This is a genomic window from Stenotrophomonas sp. 89682_Sma, assembly GCF_056481405.1.
This window is the reverse complement of the sequence record NZ_CM151147.1, coordinates 3,737,836-3,752,999: the sequence shown is the minus strand read 5'-3', so window position 1 is coordinate 3,752,999 and position 15,164 is coordinate 3,737,836. Positions and strand designations below refer to the sequence as shown.

Annotated in this window: 14 protein-coding genes; 9 read left to right on the top strand and 5 right to left on the bottom strand. The window is 65.7% G+C overall.

The features are described from left to right. Positions 1–15: 15 nt before the first annotated feature. From rimK to ACZK29_RS17355, 5 genes are all read left to right on the top strand, one after another. The gene (gene rimK, locus ACZK29_RS17375; RefSeq protein ID WP_005410807.1) at positions 16–894 is read left to right on the top strand and encodes a 30S ribosomal protein S6--L-glutamate ligase; all 879 of its coding nucleotides are present in this window, start codon (positions 16–18) and stop codon (positions 892–894) included. A gap of 246 nt (positions 895–1,140) precedes the next feature. Continuing rightward, positions 1,141–1,617 (top strand): hypothetical protein, encoded by a 477-nt coding sequence (locus tag ACZK29_RS17370; protein WP_106549564.1) that lies wholly within the window; start codon positions 1,141–1,143, stop codon positions 1,615–1,617. 88 nt (positions 1,618–1,705) lie between these two features. Next, positions 1,706–2,176 carry a hypothetical protein gene (locus ACZK29_RS17365; RefSeq protein WP_005410805.1) on the top strand — a complete coding sequence of 157 codons (471 nt, stop codon included), beginning with the start codon at positions 1,706–1,708 and terminating at the stop codon, positions 2,174–2,176. Between the two features lie 8 nt (positions 2,177–2,184). Continuing rightward, positions 2,185–2,862, top strand: coding sequence for a response regulator transcription factor (locus ACZK29_RS17360; protein WP_005410804.1), 678 nt, complete (start codon positions 2,185–2,187; stop codon positions 2,860–2,862). Beyond that, entirely contained in the window at positions 2,825–4,192 is a 1,368-nt protein-coding gene (locus ACZK29_RS17355; RefSeq protein WP_111110857.1) for a sensor histidine kinase, read from the top strand. Before ACZK29_RS17360 ends, ACZK29_RS17355 begins: the two co-directional genes overlap by 38 nt. A 201-nt stretch (positions 4,193–4,393) precedes the next feature. Here ACZK29_RS17355 and coaE read toward each other — a convergent pair whose 3' ends face one another. From coaE to ACZK29_RS17340, 3 genes are read right to left on the bottom strand one after another with little or no spacing between them, the layout of a single operon-like run. After that, positions 4,394–5,005 (bottom strand): dephospho-CoA kinase, encoded by a 612-nt coding sequence (gene coaE / locus ACZK29_RS17350; protein WP_111204572.1) that lies wholly within the window; start codon positions 5,003–5,005, stop codon positions 4,394–4,396. An 11-nt stretch (positions 5,006–5,016) separates the two neighbouring features. Beyond that, on the bottom strand, positions 5,017–5,880 hold the full coding sequence (locus ACZK29_RS17345; RefSeq protein WP_478446291.1) for a prepilin peptidase: 864 nt from the start codon (positions 5,878–5,880) through the stop codon (positions 5,017–5,019). Positions 5,881–5,887: 7 nt separating this feature from the next. Beyond that, on the bottom strand, positions 5,888–7,147 hold the full coding sequence (locus ACZK29_RS17340) for a type II secretion system F family protein (protein WP_059035222.1): 1,260 nt from the start codon (positions 7,145–7,147) through the stop codon (positions 5,888–5,890). Positions 7,148–7,499: 352 nt separating this feature from the next. Here ACZK29_RS17340 and ACZK29_RS17335 point away from each other — a divergent pair, with 352 nt between their 5' ends. From ACZK29_RS17335 to pilB, 3 genes are all read left to right on the top strand, one after another. Further along, positions 7,500–7,934, top strand: a complete 435-nt coding sequence (locus tag ACZK29_RS17335) for a pilin (RefSeq protein ID WP_059035220.1) — start codon at positions 7,500–7,502, stop codon at positions 7,932–7,934. Between the two features lie 156 nt (positions 7,935–8,090). Then, positions 8,091–8,498: a pilin gene (locus tag ACZK29_RS17330; protein ID WP_443028528.1), complete on the top strand. Its 408-nt coding sequence runs from the start codon at positions 8,091–8,093 to the stop codon at positions 8,496–8,498. A gap of 222 nt (positions 8,499–8,720) precedes the next feature. Further along, complete coding sequence (gene pilB, locus ACZK29_RS17325; RefSeq protein ID WP_111204575.1) at positions 8,721–10,454, top strand: type IV-A pilus assembly ATPase PilB; 1,734 nt, start codon at positions 8,721–8,723, stop codon at positions 10,452–10,454. Between the two features lie 128 nt (positions 10,455–10,582). Here pilB and ACZK29_RS17320 read toward each other — a convergent pair whose 3' ends face one another. Together ACZK29_RS17320 and ACZK29_RS17315 are read right to left on the bottom strand one after the other, a co-directional pair. Then, complete coding sequence (locus ACZK29_RS17320; protein WP_111204576.1) at positions 10,583–11,956, bottom strand: sigma-54-dependent transcriptional regulator; 1,374 nt, start codon at positions 11,954–11,956, stop codon at positions 10,583–10,585. 60 nt (positions 11,957–12,016) lie between these two features. Further along, positions 12,017–13,630, bottom strand: a complete 1,614-nt coding sequence (locus ACZK29_RS17315) for a sensor histidine kinase (RefSeq protein ID WP_049427898.1) — start codon at positions 13,628–13,630, stop codon at positions 12,017–12,019. 357 nt (positions 13,631–13,987) lie between these two features. Here ACZK29_RS17315 and sucC point away from each other — a divergent pair, with 357 nt between their 5' ends. Continuing rightward, positions 13,988–15,157: an ADP-forming succinate--CoA ligase subunit beta gene (gene sucC / locus ACZK29_RS17310; protein WP_004154430.1), complete on the top strand. Its 1,170-nt coding sequence runs from the start codon at positions 13,988–13,990 to the stop codon at positions 15,155–15,157. Positions 15,158–15,164: the final 7 nt, after the last annotated feature.

Here is a 15,164-nt window from a genome sequence, read left to right as displayed (position 1 = left end):
CCCGATCCTGCCGCGATGAAGCTCGCCATCCTGTCCCGCAACAGCTCCCTGTACTCCACCCGCCGGCTGGTCGAGGCGGCGCGCGCGCGCGGCCACACCGTTCGCATCCTGGACCCGCTGCGCTGCTACATGCGCATCGCCGCCGATGGCTTCTCGATGCACTACAAGGGCCGGCCGATGACCGGCGTGGACATGGTCATCCCGCGCATCGGTGCCTCGATCACCCGCTACGGAACCGCAGTACTGCGCCAGTTCGAACTGATGGGCGCACGTACTCCGAATCCGTCCGACGCGATCCTGCGTTCGCGCGACAAGCTGCGTGCGCACCAGCTGCTGGCGGCCAAGGGCATCGACATGCCGGTCACCGTGTTCGGCGACAACCCCGACGACACCGTCGACCTGTTGTCCATGCTGGGCCCGCCGCCGCATGTGGTGAAGCTCAACGAAGGTACCCAGGGGCGGGGCGTGATCCTGACCGAGAAGGCCAGCGCCTCGCGCGGCATTGTCGAGGCCCTGCGCGGGTTGTATGCCAATTTCCTGATGCAGGAGTTCATCGGCGAAGCCAAGGGGGCCGACCTGCGCTGCTTCGTGGTCGGTGACCAGGTGGTGGCTTCGATGCAGCGTCAGGCGCCGGAAGGTGACTTCCGCTCCAACCTGCATGCCGGGGGTACGGCGGTGGCGGCCAAGGCAAGCCGTGCCGAGCAGCAGGTGGCGGTGCGGTCGGCCAAGGCGCTGGGCCTGTCGGTGTGCGGGGTGGACCTGATCCGCTCCGCGCGCGGCCCGCTGGTGCTGGAGGTCAACTCCACGCCGGGGCTGGAAGGGATCGAGGCTGCCTGCGGGGTGGACGTGGCCACGCGCATCATCGAGCACGTCGAGAAGCTGAAAAAACCTTGAAATTTCAGTTGCTTGAAATTCTCATGGGCGGATGAGGCCGGCTTTAACAAGCCTTTAATCGGCCCGCGCGTAGGCTTCAGCGAACCGCAGCTCTGCCTCTCAGCAGGATCGGTATCGGGATACAACTTCAGACCCAGGCGGGGGCACCGCCTGGGTCTTTTTTATGCCTGCCCGGTGTCCCTTGTGGAGGCAGCGTGACGGCCGTAGAGTGGCCCCCATCGTTCCTGGATGGATCGGAGGCTGGCGATGTACCGCATCACGATGATCGCGTTGTTGCTGGGCCTGGCCGGATCTGCTGCGGCCAAGCCGGAGAAATCCGTTGTGCAGATGGACCGGCAGTCGCCGGTGGCCGAGCAGGTGCGCCAGGTCGAAAAGGCCTTGGATGATGGCGATTACAGCGAGATTTCCGCTGATGACCGCAGCGAGGTGCGCCAGGCACTGGCCCGGATCACCGCGCGGATGGGTGACCGCCAGAGCCTGCAGGACCTGCCGCCGCAGGTGCAGGGTGAGGTCTTCAACGACCAGGAGCGCATCAATACGCTGCTGACCCGCGCCCACGATGACAGCCGGCAGGTCTGCCAGTACACGCGCACCACCGGCAGCAACATGCCCAAAAGCCGCTGCCTGACGGTGGCCGAACGGCGCCGGATCGCGGAGAAGGGCAAGGCGCTGTTGAATGACCAGCGCACCTTCAACAACTTGAATCCGGAAACTTCGCGCTAGCGCCCCTGCGGCCCGACCATTGGCACTTGCTGGCGTGAAGGCGGTGCGAATAGAGTCGGGATTCGCCACAGACAAGGATTTGTTTGCCATGAAACAGGCTTTGATGTCGGCCGTCCTGTTGTCAGGATTGGCCCTGGTCAGTACCGCATCGGCATCCAGGGGCAAGGATGTGTTCGTGCCCGGTCAGCCGCTGCAGCAGCAGATCGCGCGTATCGAGGTGGAGCTCAAGGACGGCGAAACCTATTCGGAACTCAAGCAGGATGAGCGCACCCGCGTCAACGACGCCCTGGCACGCATGCGGGCGGCGGTGGAGCAGTATCCGGCACGCGATTCCATGCCTGAACCGGTGCAAACCCAGGTCTTCAACGATCAGCAGGTCGTGAACACGGTTTTGACACAGGCGCGTGAAGATAGTCGTCTAATATGCCAACGTGAAAAGCCCATCGGTTCCAATCGGACCACGACGCAGTGCATGACCGTTGCCGAGCGCGCTCGGCAGAAGGAACGGGCTCAGCAGGACATGAGGCAGGTCATGCGCGCCGGCAGTACAGTCAATTAGAGGTGACAGTGAGAATCCTGGTAATCGAAGACAACAGCGACATTGCGGCCAACCTGGGCGACTATCTGGAGGACCGGGGGCATACGGTGGACTTCGCGGCTGACGGGGTCACCGGCCTGCATCTGGCCGTGGTGCACGAGTTCGACGCGATCGTGCTGGATCTCAACCTGCCAGGCATGGACGGCATCGAAGTCTGCCGCAAGCTGCGCAACGAGGCGCGCAAGCAGACTCCGGTGCTGATGCTGACGGCCCGCGATTCGCTGGACAACAAGCTGGCCGGCTTCGATTCCGGTGCCGATGACTACCTGATCAAGCCGTTCGCGCTGCAGGAAGTGGAAGTGCGTCTGAACGCCCTGTCGCGCCGCGGCAAGGGCGTGCAGACCCGCGTGCTGGAAACCGGTGATCTGGAGTACAACCTGGACACGCTGGAAGTGCGCCGCCAGGGCAAGCTGCTGCAGCTCAACCCGACCGCGCTGAAGATCCTGCAGGCGCTGATGGAAGCGGCGCCGGCGGTGGTGACCCGCCAGGAGCTGGAAACCCGCGTGTGGGGCGAGGAACTGCCCGACTCGGATTCGCTGCGCGTGCATATCCATGGCCTGCGTGCGGTGGTCGACAAGCCGTTTGAAGTGCCGCTGATCCAGACCCGCCATGGCATCGGATACCGCATCGCCACCCCGGAAGCCTGATTCCGTGGCAACCAAGGGGGAGCGCCGGCGCACGCCATACAGGCGGCGCCTGCGCAGCCGCATCATCGTCTCGTTCGTGTTGTTGGGCTTCTGCCTGACAACACTGTTCGCGTTCGCCACCAACTGGGCCCGCCTGCGCGTGGAAAACCAGCTGGTGGAAGAGCTGATGAACCGCAACATCGACGAGTACGCGCGGCGCTACTACGAACACCCGGGCCACAACCCGGACGCGCCGGTGCTGCAGATCCGTGCGTATGCCTATTCCAAGGACAAGTTCGACCGGGTGCGCGAAGAGCGCGCGCAGTGGGCGGGCTTCTCCGATGGCATCCACAGCGTCAGCGGCGACGAACACGGCGAACCCTATTCCTACAAGCTGGCCGTGCGGAAGACGCCCGACGCCTGGTTCTTCCTCGCCTATGACATGACCGACAGCGTGCGCGGTGGCAAGCAGCTCAACCGCGCGCTGGTGTTGTCGGTGCTGGTGTTCAGCGTGCTGTCGCTGGTGCTGGGCTGGTGGTCGGCATCGAAGGTGATGAAGCCGGTGTCGGACCTGGCCGCGCGGCTGCGCGCGTACCGTGGCGGTACCAGTGATCCCGAGCCGTTGGCGCCGCGCTTCCCCGATGACGAGGTGGGGCAGCTGGCACAGGCGCTGGACGATTATTCCTCGCGGCTGACCGAAGTGGTGCAGCGCGACCGCGAGTTCAATGCAGACGTCAGCCATGAACTGCGCACGCCGCTGGCGGTGATCCGCGGTGCCACCGAGCTGCTGCTGACCCGGCCCGGCCTCGACGAGAAGGTGCTGCAGCGCCTGCAGCGCATCCAGCGTGCCGAACAGCAGTGCAGCGACCTGATCGGCGCATTGCTGCTGCTGTCGCGCAACGAGCGCGGGCAGGGCACCAGCAACGTGGCGCGCGTGGCCGAGCAGCTGCTGGATGCGCACCGCGCGCAGCTGGGCGGCAAGCCGCTGGAGCTGCTGCTGGAAGGCGAGCGCAACCTGGTGATCGATGCACCCGAGGCGGCGCTGTCGGTGGCGCTGGGCAACCTGATCGGCAACGCGGTGAAGTACTCACAGGACGGCGAAGTGCGCGTCTTCGTGGGCACCAATTCGGTATCGGTTACCGACAGCGGCCCAGGCCTGAGCGAGGAAGATGCGGCCAAGCTGTTCCAGCGTGGCTACCGCGGCACGCACGCCGGCCATTCGCAGGGTGGCGGCATCGGCCTGTCGATCGTCAGCCGTCTGTGCGACCTGTACGGCTGGCAGGTGAGCGTGCGCCCCGGTGGCGAGCGCGGCGTGATTGCCACCCTGACGTTCTCGCCGAAGCCCTTGTAAGCGCCTGCCTCGTGTAGAGCCGAGCCTGCGCTCGGCTGCCCTGGCTTTCCGAAGCCGAGCATGGGCTCGGCTCTACAGTAGATCCACGCCACGCGTGGATGCGTCCCGGTAGATCCACGCCATGCGTGGATGCGTCCCGGTAGATCCACGCCATGCGTGGATGAGCTCCGGTAGTGCCGGCCGCTGGCCGGCAACCAGGGCTCACTCCCCGGCCAACCCCAGATACCGCGCATGCAGCTGTTCCACCTGCGCCTGCAGGTCCTCCGGCCGTCCATCATTGACCACCACGTCATCGGCCAGTGCCAATCGCTGCGCGCGGCTGGCCTGGGCGGCGATCATCCGGTCAGCCAGTGCGGCGTCGATGCCATCGCGCTGCATCAGGCGGGCGTGCTGCACGGCTTCCGGAGCATCCACCAGCAGCACCCGGTCCAGCCAGGGGTAGGCCTTTCGCCCACCGACCTCGGTCAGCAGCGGAATGGCGGCAATCGCATAAGGGCTTTCAGCCTGCTCGCACTGCTGTTGCATCAGCAGGCGGATGGCCGGGTGGGTGATGGCTTCCAGCGCCGTCCGCTCGGCCGGATCGGCGAAGACGTGGGCGCGCAGGCGGCCCCGGTCCAGGCTGCCATCGGCCAGCAGCATGTCGGCGCCGAAGCGCTCGGCGATACGGGCCAGGGCCGGGCTGCCGGCGGCGACCACGGCCCGGGCGGCCAGGTCGGCGTCGGCCACCACGATGCCCAGCGCCTCGAAGCGCCGGGTCACCTCGCTCTTGCCGGCGGCGATGCCGCCGGTCAGGCCAACCACGTAGCGGCTCATGGGGACTCCCCTCAGCGCAGCCCGCTCATCACCAGGTACTGCTCCACCAGCGGCGCACCCCACATGAAGTACAGCCAGCCGGCGATGGCCAGATACGGTCCGAACGGAATCGGCGTGGCGCGGTCACGGCCCCGGCTGTACAGCCAGATCGAGCCGATGATGGCGCCCAGCACCGAGGACAGCAGGATGATCGGCAGGATGCCCTTCAGGCCGCACCAGGCGCCCAAGGCCGCCAGCAGCTTGAAATCGCCGTGGCCCATGCCTTCCTTGCCGGTCAGCTGCTTGAACAGCCACCAGACCGTCCACAGCGACAGGTAGCCCACCGCCGCGCCCACCAGGGCGGGCTTGGCCGGCATGTAGAGGTTGTCGATGCTGCCTATCAGCCCCAGCCACATCAGTGGCAGGGTGAGCTGGTCGGGCAGCAGCTGGGTCCGCAGGTCGATGCCGGACAGCGCGATCAGGAAGCAGGTCAGCACGATGGCGCCGAAACCCTGCCAGCCGAAGCCGAACTGCCAGACGCAGGCCACCACCAGCAGCGAGGTCATCGCCTCCACCAGCGGGTACTGCAGCGAGATCGGCGCCTTGCAGTGGCGGCACTTGCCGCCCTGGATGATCCAGCTGAACAGCGGGATGTTCTCGTACCAGCTCAGCTTGTGCTTGCAGTGCGGGCAGTGCGACGGCTCGACCACGATCCCCGGCGGGGGCGGTTCATAGAAGTCCGGTTCCTCCAGGACTTCGCGCGCATCGCGCTTCCACTGCCATTCCAGCCGCTTGGGCAGGCGCAGGATGACGACGTTCAGGAAACTGCCCAGCAGCAGTCCGAAGGCGGCCGCGGCGGGGTAGCCGAGGCCAGGATGCTGGTCGAGAAAAGCCATGTATGTGTTATCCGACGACGGCGCCGAGTTTGAAGATGGGAAGGTACATGGCAATCACCATGCCGCCCACAATGGTACCAATGAACACCATGATCATCGGTTCCAGCAGGCTGCTCAGGGCATCCACCGAATTGTTGACCTCCTGCTCATAGTACTCGGCCACCTTGAACAGCATGGCATCCAGCGCGCCGGCCTCTTCGCCGATGCCGGTCATCTGGATGACCATGTGCGGGAACAGGTTGGTCTGCTTCATCGACATGTTCACCGGGTAACCCACCGAGACGTCGTCGCGCATGCGCAGCACCGCCTCTTCGTACACGGTGTTGCCGGTGGCGCCGGCCACGATGCCCAACGCCTCCACCAGCGGCACGCCCGCCTTGAAGGTGACCGCGGTGGTGCGCGAGAAGCGGGCGATGGCACTGTTGTGCATGATCTGCCCGATCACCGGCACCTTCAGCACGAACCGGTCCATCGCATGCTGCATCTTCGGCGAGCGCTTGTAGGCCATGATCGCGCCGACCGCGGCACCGATCGCGATGAGCAGCATCAGCCACCACCACGACACCATGAACCGTGACAGGTTCACCACCAGCTGGGTGAAGGCGGGCAGCTCGGCACCGAAGCTCTTGAACACGTCCTCGAACTGCGGCACCACGAACACCAGCATGATGCCGCTGACCACCATCGCCACCACCACCACCATGATCGGGTAGAACAGCGCTTTCTTGATCTTGCCCTTCAGCGCTTCGATGTTCTCCTTGTAGGTGGCCACCGTGTCCAGCACGGTTTCCAGCACGCCGGCGCCTTCGCCGGCCCGCACCAGGTTGCGGTACAGCTCGTCGAACTGCACCGGGTGCTTGCTGACCGCCTCGTACATCGAGGAACCGCCCTCGATGTCGGTGCGGATGGTGTCGACCAGCTTCTTCATCCGCGGGTTCTTGTGCCCGCTGGCGATGATGTCCAGCGCCGACACGATCGGCACGCCGGATTTCATCATCGTGGCCATCTGCCGGCTGAAGAAGGCGATGTCCTTGGGCTTGACCGGGCTGCCGGCGGCACCGAACAGCGGCTTCGACTTGGGCTTGACCTGGCCCGGGTTGATGCCCTGGCGGCGCAGCTCGGCGCGCAGCAGGTTGGCGTTCTTGGCCAGCTGCTCGCCCTTCATCTTCACGCCCCGCTTGTCGGTCCCCTCCCAGACAAACGGCTGCAGCTCCATGGTGGCGCGCGCCACCGGCTCTTTCTTGATCGCACTGCGACTGACAGACATGTTGGCTCCCCAAGACCCGCCATCCCCAGGCGGGTAACTAGCCATCGATGGTAGCGGGTTCAAGGGCGGATGGGCAGTTGGCAGGCGGCCCAGCGTGCGATTCCGTGCCGGGTGCCGACCAAAGGTGACGTACTGCGTCACATTGCCGCGTCCATCGCAGATTCGGAAGCGGGGGGTTCCCATCCGCGAAATTGCTGCCATCATGGGCGCGGGGAAATCCAGGGGGAGGCGTGCCGGGGTTGGCACGCAACCTGCGTTGATCCACCCGCAGGGCATGGGGCCCGCTCAACCGGCGCTGTCCGGTCCGATCCCGTGCACTGAACTCAACCACCACTATCTTGGGGATGTACCAATGAAGAACCAGAAGGGCTTCACCCTTATCGAACTGATGATCGTCGTCGCGATCATCGCCATCCTGGCTGCCATTGCACTGCCGGCCTACCAGGACTACACCGCCAAGTCGAAGGTCACCGCTGCGCTGGCTGACCTCGCCTCGCACAAGACCCAGTTCGAGATGGAAAAGAGCGCCGGCCGTGCGCCGACCTTGGCCGCCGCTGGCTTCCAGGCCAACAACACCGGCTCCTGCTCGACCATCGCCGTTGACGACGATGGCATGACCTGCACCATCCGTGACCCGGGCACCCGCATCGGTGCCGGTTCTACCTTGGCGTTGACCTATACCGATACCGTGACCGACGCAACCGGCGCGATCACCACCCCGGGTGGTTTCTCCTGCGTAGTGACCGTGATGGACGACAAGTTCATTCCGAAGGGTTGCACCAAGTAATAAATATGCTCAGCTGAGTCGCGTGGTAGCGCTGATGCTTCCACGGCTCTCAACAGAGAAAACACAAGGCCCGCTTCGGCGGGCCTTGTGCTGACTGGAGTGCGAATCCCGGTCAGTACGCAGCAATGGGGATTGCTGGAACCAACAGGGGGAGTCATGCACACACAAAAAGGCTTTACGCTCATCGAGCTGATGATCGTGGTGGCCATCATCGCCATTCTGGCGGCGATTGCGACGGTGGCGTTCCAGCCTTACGTCGTACGCACCCAACTGACCGCGGCATTGGCCGACATCACCCCGGGCAAGACCAAGGTCGAAATTCTTGTCAATGAGGGCCGTTCGGCCAGCCTGGTCACACCGAACTACATCGGTGTCGCCCAGAACGCCCACTGCTCCAACGTCGAAGCCGAACTCAGTGAATCCGGCGTCGGTCACATCAGCTGCACCTTGAAGGGCCACAGCGCGCTGGACGGTAAGGACCTGATCCTGCGCCGCTCGGCCGAGGGCATCTGGAGCTGCGATGGCAGTGCGTTCGAAGCGCGCTATAGGCCGACCGGCTGCTGATCACACTTCAGCGCTTCAATGGGATGCTGGCTGCCCCTTGACGGGGCTATCATCCCCGGGGGAGTCAGGATCATGCCTGCCGGGCCGGGAGTGCCGGGCAAGGCAGTGTTGCTCATGGATTGGCGATGCCGGTGGCCATTGGGTCGCGGCGGGTTCTGCTGCCCCGTGCGGTGTCCGTGCAAGGCGTACGGCATGGCATGACCCCATGAGCCAAGGATTCATATGAACGCTGTCACCACCGCCAATCTTGTCGGCATCACCGGCCTGGCCCGTCGCTTGGTGCAGGACGGGGCCCTGGACGAGGCCACCGCCCGCGACGCCATGGCCAAGGCCGCGGCCGCCCGCCAGCCACTGCCGACGTGGTTCGCGCAGAACAAGCTGGTCAATGCCTCGCAGCTGGCCGCCGCCAACGCGGTCGAGTTCGGCATGCCGCTGTTCGACGTGTCCACCTTCGACGCCAGCCAGAACGCGATGAGCCTGGTCAGCGAGGAGCTGCTGCGCAAGCACAACGTGCTGCCGCTGTTCAAGCGAGGTGGCAGGCTGTTCGTCGGCACCAGCAACCCGACCCACTCGCTGGACGAGATCAAGTTCCACACCAACCTGGTGGTCGAGCCGATCCTGGTCGACGAGGACCAGATCCGTCGCACGCTGGAGCAGTGGCATGCCAGCCACGACGCGATCGGCGACGCGCTGGGGGGCGACGACGAGGGCATGGGCAACCTGGACGTGGCGGCAGGCGACGAGGATCTCGGCGCCACCGGCGGCGATTCCGGCATCGACGCCAAGGGTGACGACACCCCGGTGGTGAAGTTCGTCAACAAGGTGCTGGTCGATGCGATCCGCAAGGGCGCCTCGGACATCCACTTCGAGCCCTACGAAGACGATTACCGCGTGCGCCTGCGCATCGACGGCCTGCTGAAGATGGTCGCGCGCGCACCGGTGAAGTTGAACCAGCGCATCGCCGCGCGCCTGAAGGTGATGGCACAGCTGGACATCGCCGAGAAGCGCGTCCCGCAGGACGGCCGCATCAAGCTCAATCTGTCCAAGACCAAGCAGATCGACTTCCGCGTCAGCACGCTGCCGACCCTGTTCGGCGAGAAGGTGGTGCTGCGTATCCTCGATGGCAGCGCGGCCAAGCTGGGCATCGACAAGCTGGGTTACGAGCCGGACCAGCAGAAGCTGTTCCTGGATGCCATCCACAAGCCGTACGGCATGGTGCTGGTGACCGGTCCGACCGGTTCGGGCAAGACGGTGTCGCTATATACCGCGCTGGGCATCCTCAACGACGAGACGCGCAACATCTCCACCGCCGAAGACCCGGTGGAAATCCGCCTGCCCGGCGTCAACCAGGTGCAGCAGAACAACAAGCGCGGCATGACCTTCGCCGCGGCGCTGCGCTCGTTCCTGCGACAGGACCCGGACATCATCATGGTCGGCGAAATCCGCGACCTGGAAACGGCGGAGATCGCGATCAAGGCCGCGCAGACCGGCCACATGGTGCTGTCCACGCTGCATACCAACGATGCGCCGCAGACCATCGCGCGCCTGATGAACATGGGCATCGCGCCGTACAACATCACCAGCTCGGTGACGCTGGTGATCGCCCAGCGCCTGGCACGCCGCCTGTGCGGCAACTGCAAGCGCCGGTCCAGCCTGCCCGAACATGCACTGCTGGCCGAAGGCTTCACCCAGGCGCAGCTGGATGCGGGCATCGAGCTGTACGAGGCCGTGGGCTGCGATGAATGCACCGAAGGCTACAAGGGCCGGACCGGCGTCTACCAGGTCATGCCGATGACCGATGAGATCGCCACCATCGTGCTGGCCGGTGGCAATGCGCTGCAGATTGCCGAGGCGGCGCAGCAGATCGGGGTGAATGACCTGCGCCAGTCGGCGTTGAAGAAGGCCGCGGCGGGCATCACCAGCCTGGCCGAGATCAACCGCGTCACCAAGGATTGATGCGGTAGATCCACGCCATGCGTGGATGACGCGATGCATGAGGTTGCCGGCCAGCGGCCGGCACTACCAGGTCGGTGGTACGCGCCGGGTCAGAGCCCTTTCCTTGGGAAAGGGATTCGACCCCGTCCTTACTCCATCCCCAGCTTCTTCAGCTTGTAGCGCAGCGCACGGAAGGTGATACCCAGCTGCGCGGCGGTACGGGTCTTGTTCCAGCGGTTCTCTTCCAGCGCACGCTGGATGGCGCTGCGCTCGAGCTGCTCGATGTAGGAGGGCAGGGCGGCGCTGCCGGGCTGCAGGTCGGCCACGGCTTCGGCGGGCGCGGCACTGCCCGGCGTACGCGGCGCGTGCTGCGGCAGGCGCAGGTCGTCGGCGCCGATGCAGTCTTCCTCGGCCAGGGCCAGCGCACGTTCCAGGATGTTCTCCAGCTCGCGCACATTGCCCGGGAACGCATACTGCGCCAGCGCTTCCAGCGCCGAGGGCGCCAGCAGCGGGGTGGCACGGCCGTGGCTGCGGGCCAGGCGGGCCAGCACGGCGGCGGCCAGTTCGGGCAGGTCCTGGCGGCGCTCGCGCAGCGGCGGCACCTTCAGTTCGATCACGTTGATGCGGTAGTACAGGTCGTGGCGGAAGCGTCCGTCCTCGACCAGCTCGGCCAGATCCTTGTGCGTGGCCGAGAGGATGCGGACATCCACCGGCTCCTCGTTGGCCGCCCCCACCGCGCGCACCGACTTTTCCTGGATCGCGCGCAGCAGCTTCACCTGCATCTGCAGTGGCAGTTCAGCCACTTCGTCCAGGAACAGGGTGCCGCCGTGCGCCGCCTGGAACAGGCCGGGCTTGTCGGCGTGCGCGCCGCTGAAGCTGCCCTTGCGGTGGCCGAAGAATTCGCTCTCCATCAGCTCGCCGGGAATGGCGCCGCAGTTGACCGGCACGAACGGGCCGGCCGCGCGCGCGCCCTGGGCATGGATGGTGCGTGCGACCAGCTCCTTGCCGACGCCCGACTCGCCGAGGATGTAGACCGGTGCCTGGCTGCGCGCGACCTTGCCGATGGTGGTGCGCAGTACATCCATGGCCTGTGAGTGGCCAAGCAGGCGCCCGCCCTGTTCGGCATTGGGGCCCGGTGCCGGGCGCTCGGCGTTGTTGAGTTCCAGCGCGTGCTTGACCAGTCCGCGCAGCACCGCGATGTCCACCGGCTTGCTGACGAAATCGAACGCGCCGGCCTTCAGCGCCTCCACGGCCAGATCCATGCTGCCGAACGCGGTGATCATCGCGACCGGCGTGCGCGGGTAGTGCTGGGCGATCTCGCTGACCAGCTCGATGCCGTTGCCATCCGGCAGGCGCATGTCGGTGATGCACAGGTCGTACGGATTGCTGGCCAGCAGCTCACGTGCCTCGGCCAGGTTGGCGGCGGTACTGATGCGCAGCCCCATGCGGCCGAGGGTCAGCACCAGCAGTTCGCGGATGTCGCGTTCGTCGTCGACGACGAGGGCGCTGCGGGTTTCATTCATGGGCGTGAAAGATAAACGAGGGGGCTGGAAGCGACAAATGTTTGACGCACAGAATGGGAATCAGCTGGGCAGCAGCGTATGTGGACCGGGCAGCACCAGACGGAAGCAGGAGCCACCGGCCGGCACCGCGATGTAGTCCAGGCGGGCCTGGTTGGCCCTGCACAGCTCGCGCGCGATGTACAGGCCCAGCCCCGTGCCATGCTCGGACGTGGTGAAGAAGGGCCGGAACAGCTGCGCGGCCACGCTCTCGGGGATACCCGGGCCACGGTCCATCACGTCGATCACCGCGCTGCGTTCGTGCTGGGCCACGCGCAGCCGCACCCGTGCCGGCTGCTGGCCGATGCGGCCGTACTTCAGTGCGTTGTGCACCAGCACGGTCAGCACCTGGTAGAGATGCTTGGTGTCGACCTGGGCCATCACCGATGTGTCGCTGATGATCGGTTCGATGCTGTCGGTCTCCAGGGTCTGGCCCTGCTTGTACTCCAGCACGAAGCGGCGCACGAAGGCGACCAGGTCCACGTTCTCGGGCGTGGCGCGTTCGCGCCGTGCCAACCCCAGCACGCTCTCGACGATGCCGTTGGTACGCTGGCATTGCTGGCGGATGATCTGCAGCAGGCGGCGGTCGCTTTCGTTGAAACCGGTGCCTTCTTCCAGCAGCTGCACGGCATAGTTGATCGCCGCCAGCGGATTGCGGATCTCGTGGGCCAGGCTGGCCGAGAAGCGGCCCATCGCCGACAGAGTGAGCGATTCGGCGCGGCGCGAGACCACGCTGGAATCATCCAGGAACACCAGCGCAAGGTCGCTGCCGGCCAGCAGGCGGGCGAAGCGCGGCTGCACTTCCGGCTGGTCGGGGTTGAGCTGCAGCGGCAGTTCGTCCTGTGCCCAGCCATTGCGCCAGCGCTGCAGCCGGCGCGCCAGTTCCGGTGCGGCACTGGCCAGGTCCAGGCGTCCGCTTTCGCCGTTGCCGTCGTTGTCGCCCAGCAGCATCGAGGCGGCTTCGTTGGCCAGGGTGATGCGGTTGTCGGCGTCCACCACCAGCACGCCGGTGCGCATGCGGCGGATGATCAGCTCGTTGATCTGGAACAGGTTGGCCACTTCGTCGCCGCGCTGGTTGGCCAGTTGCTGGTTGCGGCGGGCGCGGTTGCCCACCTGGTAGCTGATGAAGGCCAGTGCCAGGTAGCTGGTGGCGAACATCGCCAGTTCGGCCAGGGTGCGGGTAGGGTCGCCGCCTTCCAGCAGCTTCCAGGTGTACTCGACGCCGGTGGCCAGGCTGGCGGCCAGCGCCAGGCCCAGTCCAAGGCTGAGCGGCAGCAGGGTGGCGGCGGCGGCGATGTTGAACAGCAGCGACATCGAGATGCCGGCACTGGCGCCGGGCAGGGCGTGCGACAGCAGGGTGGCGGCCACGATATCCACCAGCACGCCGCTGACCACGATCGGACGCAGCCAGCGTTCGTTGCGGCCGAGTGCCAGGGCCAGCAGCGACAGGGCCAGGTAGATGACCGCAACGACGTCGGCCAGCCGCGGGTGATGGGCTTCGCCGACCATGGCCGACAACGGGCTGTAGAGCAGGGCGGCGATGACCGTAGCGATCAGCACCCGGTACAGCGCGAAGAAATACAGTTCACGCCGCGGAATCGATTCGATGCGGTCGATCAATGAAGCACTGGGTGACACGCCGGAACTCCCCTTCTGGCTGCCTGGGTCTGGACTCTGCGGCGGGCCTGGCCGGCGCCCCCTGAAGCCGGGCCGGCACGTCGCGTTTGCGAAGGGCAGTATAGGGCCCCCGGCCGGGCGCCGCCGAAGTGGCCCGGATCGCGCATTTGGCCCGGTGCGGATACCGGTGGCCAGCCCCGGCCCGGGCGCAACTGCCTGAATGACGGTGGAAATCTGCCCGCGTCCGGCGTTTTGTACAGACTTCTTTGCGCCCCGGCGCCGGCTCGGCCACAATAGTGGGCCCGCCGCGGTCCATGCCGGCGCCCCGCCGGGGCCCTGAGGAATTGCGTGCGGTCGTTCCTATTCCCACGGTGACGCATGAATTTCCACGAATACCAGTCAAAACAACTGCTTGCCGAGTACGGCATCCCGGTCCCGGCCGGCAAGGTCGCTGCGACCCCGGACGAAGCGGTTGCCGCTGCCAACTCCCTGGGCCAGGGCCCCTGGATGGTCAAGGCGCAGATCCACGCTGGCGGCCGCGGCAAGGCTGGCGGCGTCAAGTTCTGCAAGACCACCGACGACGTGAAGGCCGCTGCGGCCAAGATGCTCGGCACCAAGATGGCCACCTACCAGACCGCAGGCGTTGAACTGCCGGTCAACCTGGTGCTGGTGACCACCGCCGGCGAGATCGTCAAGGAACTGTACCTGTCGGTGCTGGTCGACCGTGGCACCAAGACCATCACCTACATCGCCTCTTCGGAAGGCGGCGTGGAGATCGAGCAGGTCGCTGCTGAAACCCCGGAGCTGATCCACTCGCTGAACGTCGACTTCGTCGAAGGCGTGCAGGGTTACCACGGCCGTGATTTCGGCTTCAAGCTGGGCCTGACCGCCAAGCAGGCCGGCCAGTTCGCCAGCATCATGGTGAACCTGTACCGCCTGTTCAACGAAAAGGACCTGGCCCTGGTTGAAATCAACCCGCTGGCCATCCTGGACGACGGCAACCTGTACGCGCTGGACGGCAAGTTCGACAGCGACGACAACGCCGCGTTCCGCCAGAAGGCCCTGGTCGCCATGCGCGACAAGACCCAGGAAGATCCGACCGAAGTGATCGCTTCGGAGCTGGACATCAACTACGTCACCATGGACGGCAACATCGGCTGCATGGTCAACGGCGCCGGCCTGGCCATGGCTACCATGGACGTCATCAAGCTCAACGGCGGCGAGCCGGCGAACTTCCTGGACGTGGGCGGCGGTGCCAACAAGCAGCGCGTCATCGAAGCCTTCAAGCTGATCCTGTCCTCGGACAAGGTCGAAGGCATCTTCGTCAACATCTTCGGCGGCATCGTCCGCTGCGACATGATTGCCGAAGGCATCATCGCCGCCGTGAAGGAAGTGGGCGTCAAGGTTCCGGTCGTGGTGCGCCTGGAAGGCACCAACGTGGAAGAAGGCAAGCAGCTGCTGCGTGACAGCGGCATGGCCATCATCCCGGCTGACAACATCAACGATGGCGCCAAGAAGATCGTTGAAGCTGTCAAGAACGCCGCCTGATACCGAC

Bases quoted from the DNA above. Each gene is read 5' to 3' on its own strand.
- ACZK29_RS17330 (WP_443028528.1), top strand. From the start codon at position 8,091: ATGCACACACAAAAAGGCTTTACGCTCATCGAGCTGATGATCGTGGTG.
- ACZK29_RS17355 (WP_111110857.1), top strand. From the start codon at position 2,825: ATGGCATCGGATACCGCATCGCCACCCCGGAAGCCTGATTCCGTGGCA.
- ACZK29_RS17370 (WP_106549564.1), top strand. From the start codon at position 1,141: ATGTACCGCATCACGATGATCGCGTTGTTGCTGGGCCTGGCCGGATCT.
- ACZK29_RS17345 (WP_478446291.1), bottom strand. From the start codon at position 5,880: ATGGCTTTTCTCGACCAGCATCCTGGCCTCGGCTACCCCGCCGCGGCC.
- sucC (WP_004154430.1), top strand. From the start codon at position 13,988: ATGAATTTCCACGAATACCAGTCAAAACAACTGCTTGCCGAGTACGGC.
- coaE (WP_111204572.1), bottom strand. From the start codon at position 5,005: ATGAGCCGCTACGTGGTTGGCCTGACCGGCGGCATCGCCGCCGGCAAG.
- pilB (WP_111204575.1), top strand. From the start codon at position 8,721: ATGAACGCTGTCACCACCGCCAATCTTGTCGGCATCACCGGCCTGGCC.
- rimK (WP_005410807.1), top strand. From the start codon at position 16: ATGAAGCTCGCCATCCTGTCCCGCAACAGCTCCCTGTACTCCACCCGC.
- ACZK29_RS17340 (WP_059035222.1), bottom strand. From the start codon at position 7,147: ATGTCTGTCAGTCGCAGTGCGATCAAGAAAGAGCCGGTGGCGCGCGCC.
- ACZK29_RS17335 (WP_059035220.1), top strand. From the start codon at position 7,500: ATGAAGAACCAGAAGGGCTTCACCCTTATCGAACTGATGATCGTCGTC.
- ACZK29_RS17365 (WP_005410805.1), top strand. From the start codon at position 1,706: ATGAAACAGGCTTTGATGTCGGCCGTCCTGTTGTCAGGATTGGCCCTG.
- ACZK29_RS17320 (WP_111204576.1), bottom strand. From the start codon at position 11,956: ATGAATGAAACCCGCAGCGCCCTCGTCGTCGACGACGAACGCGACATC.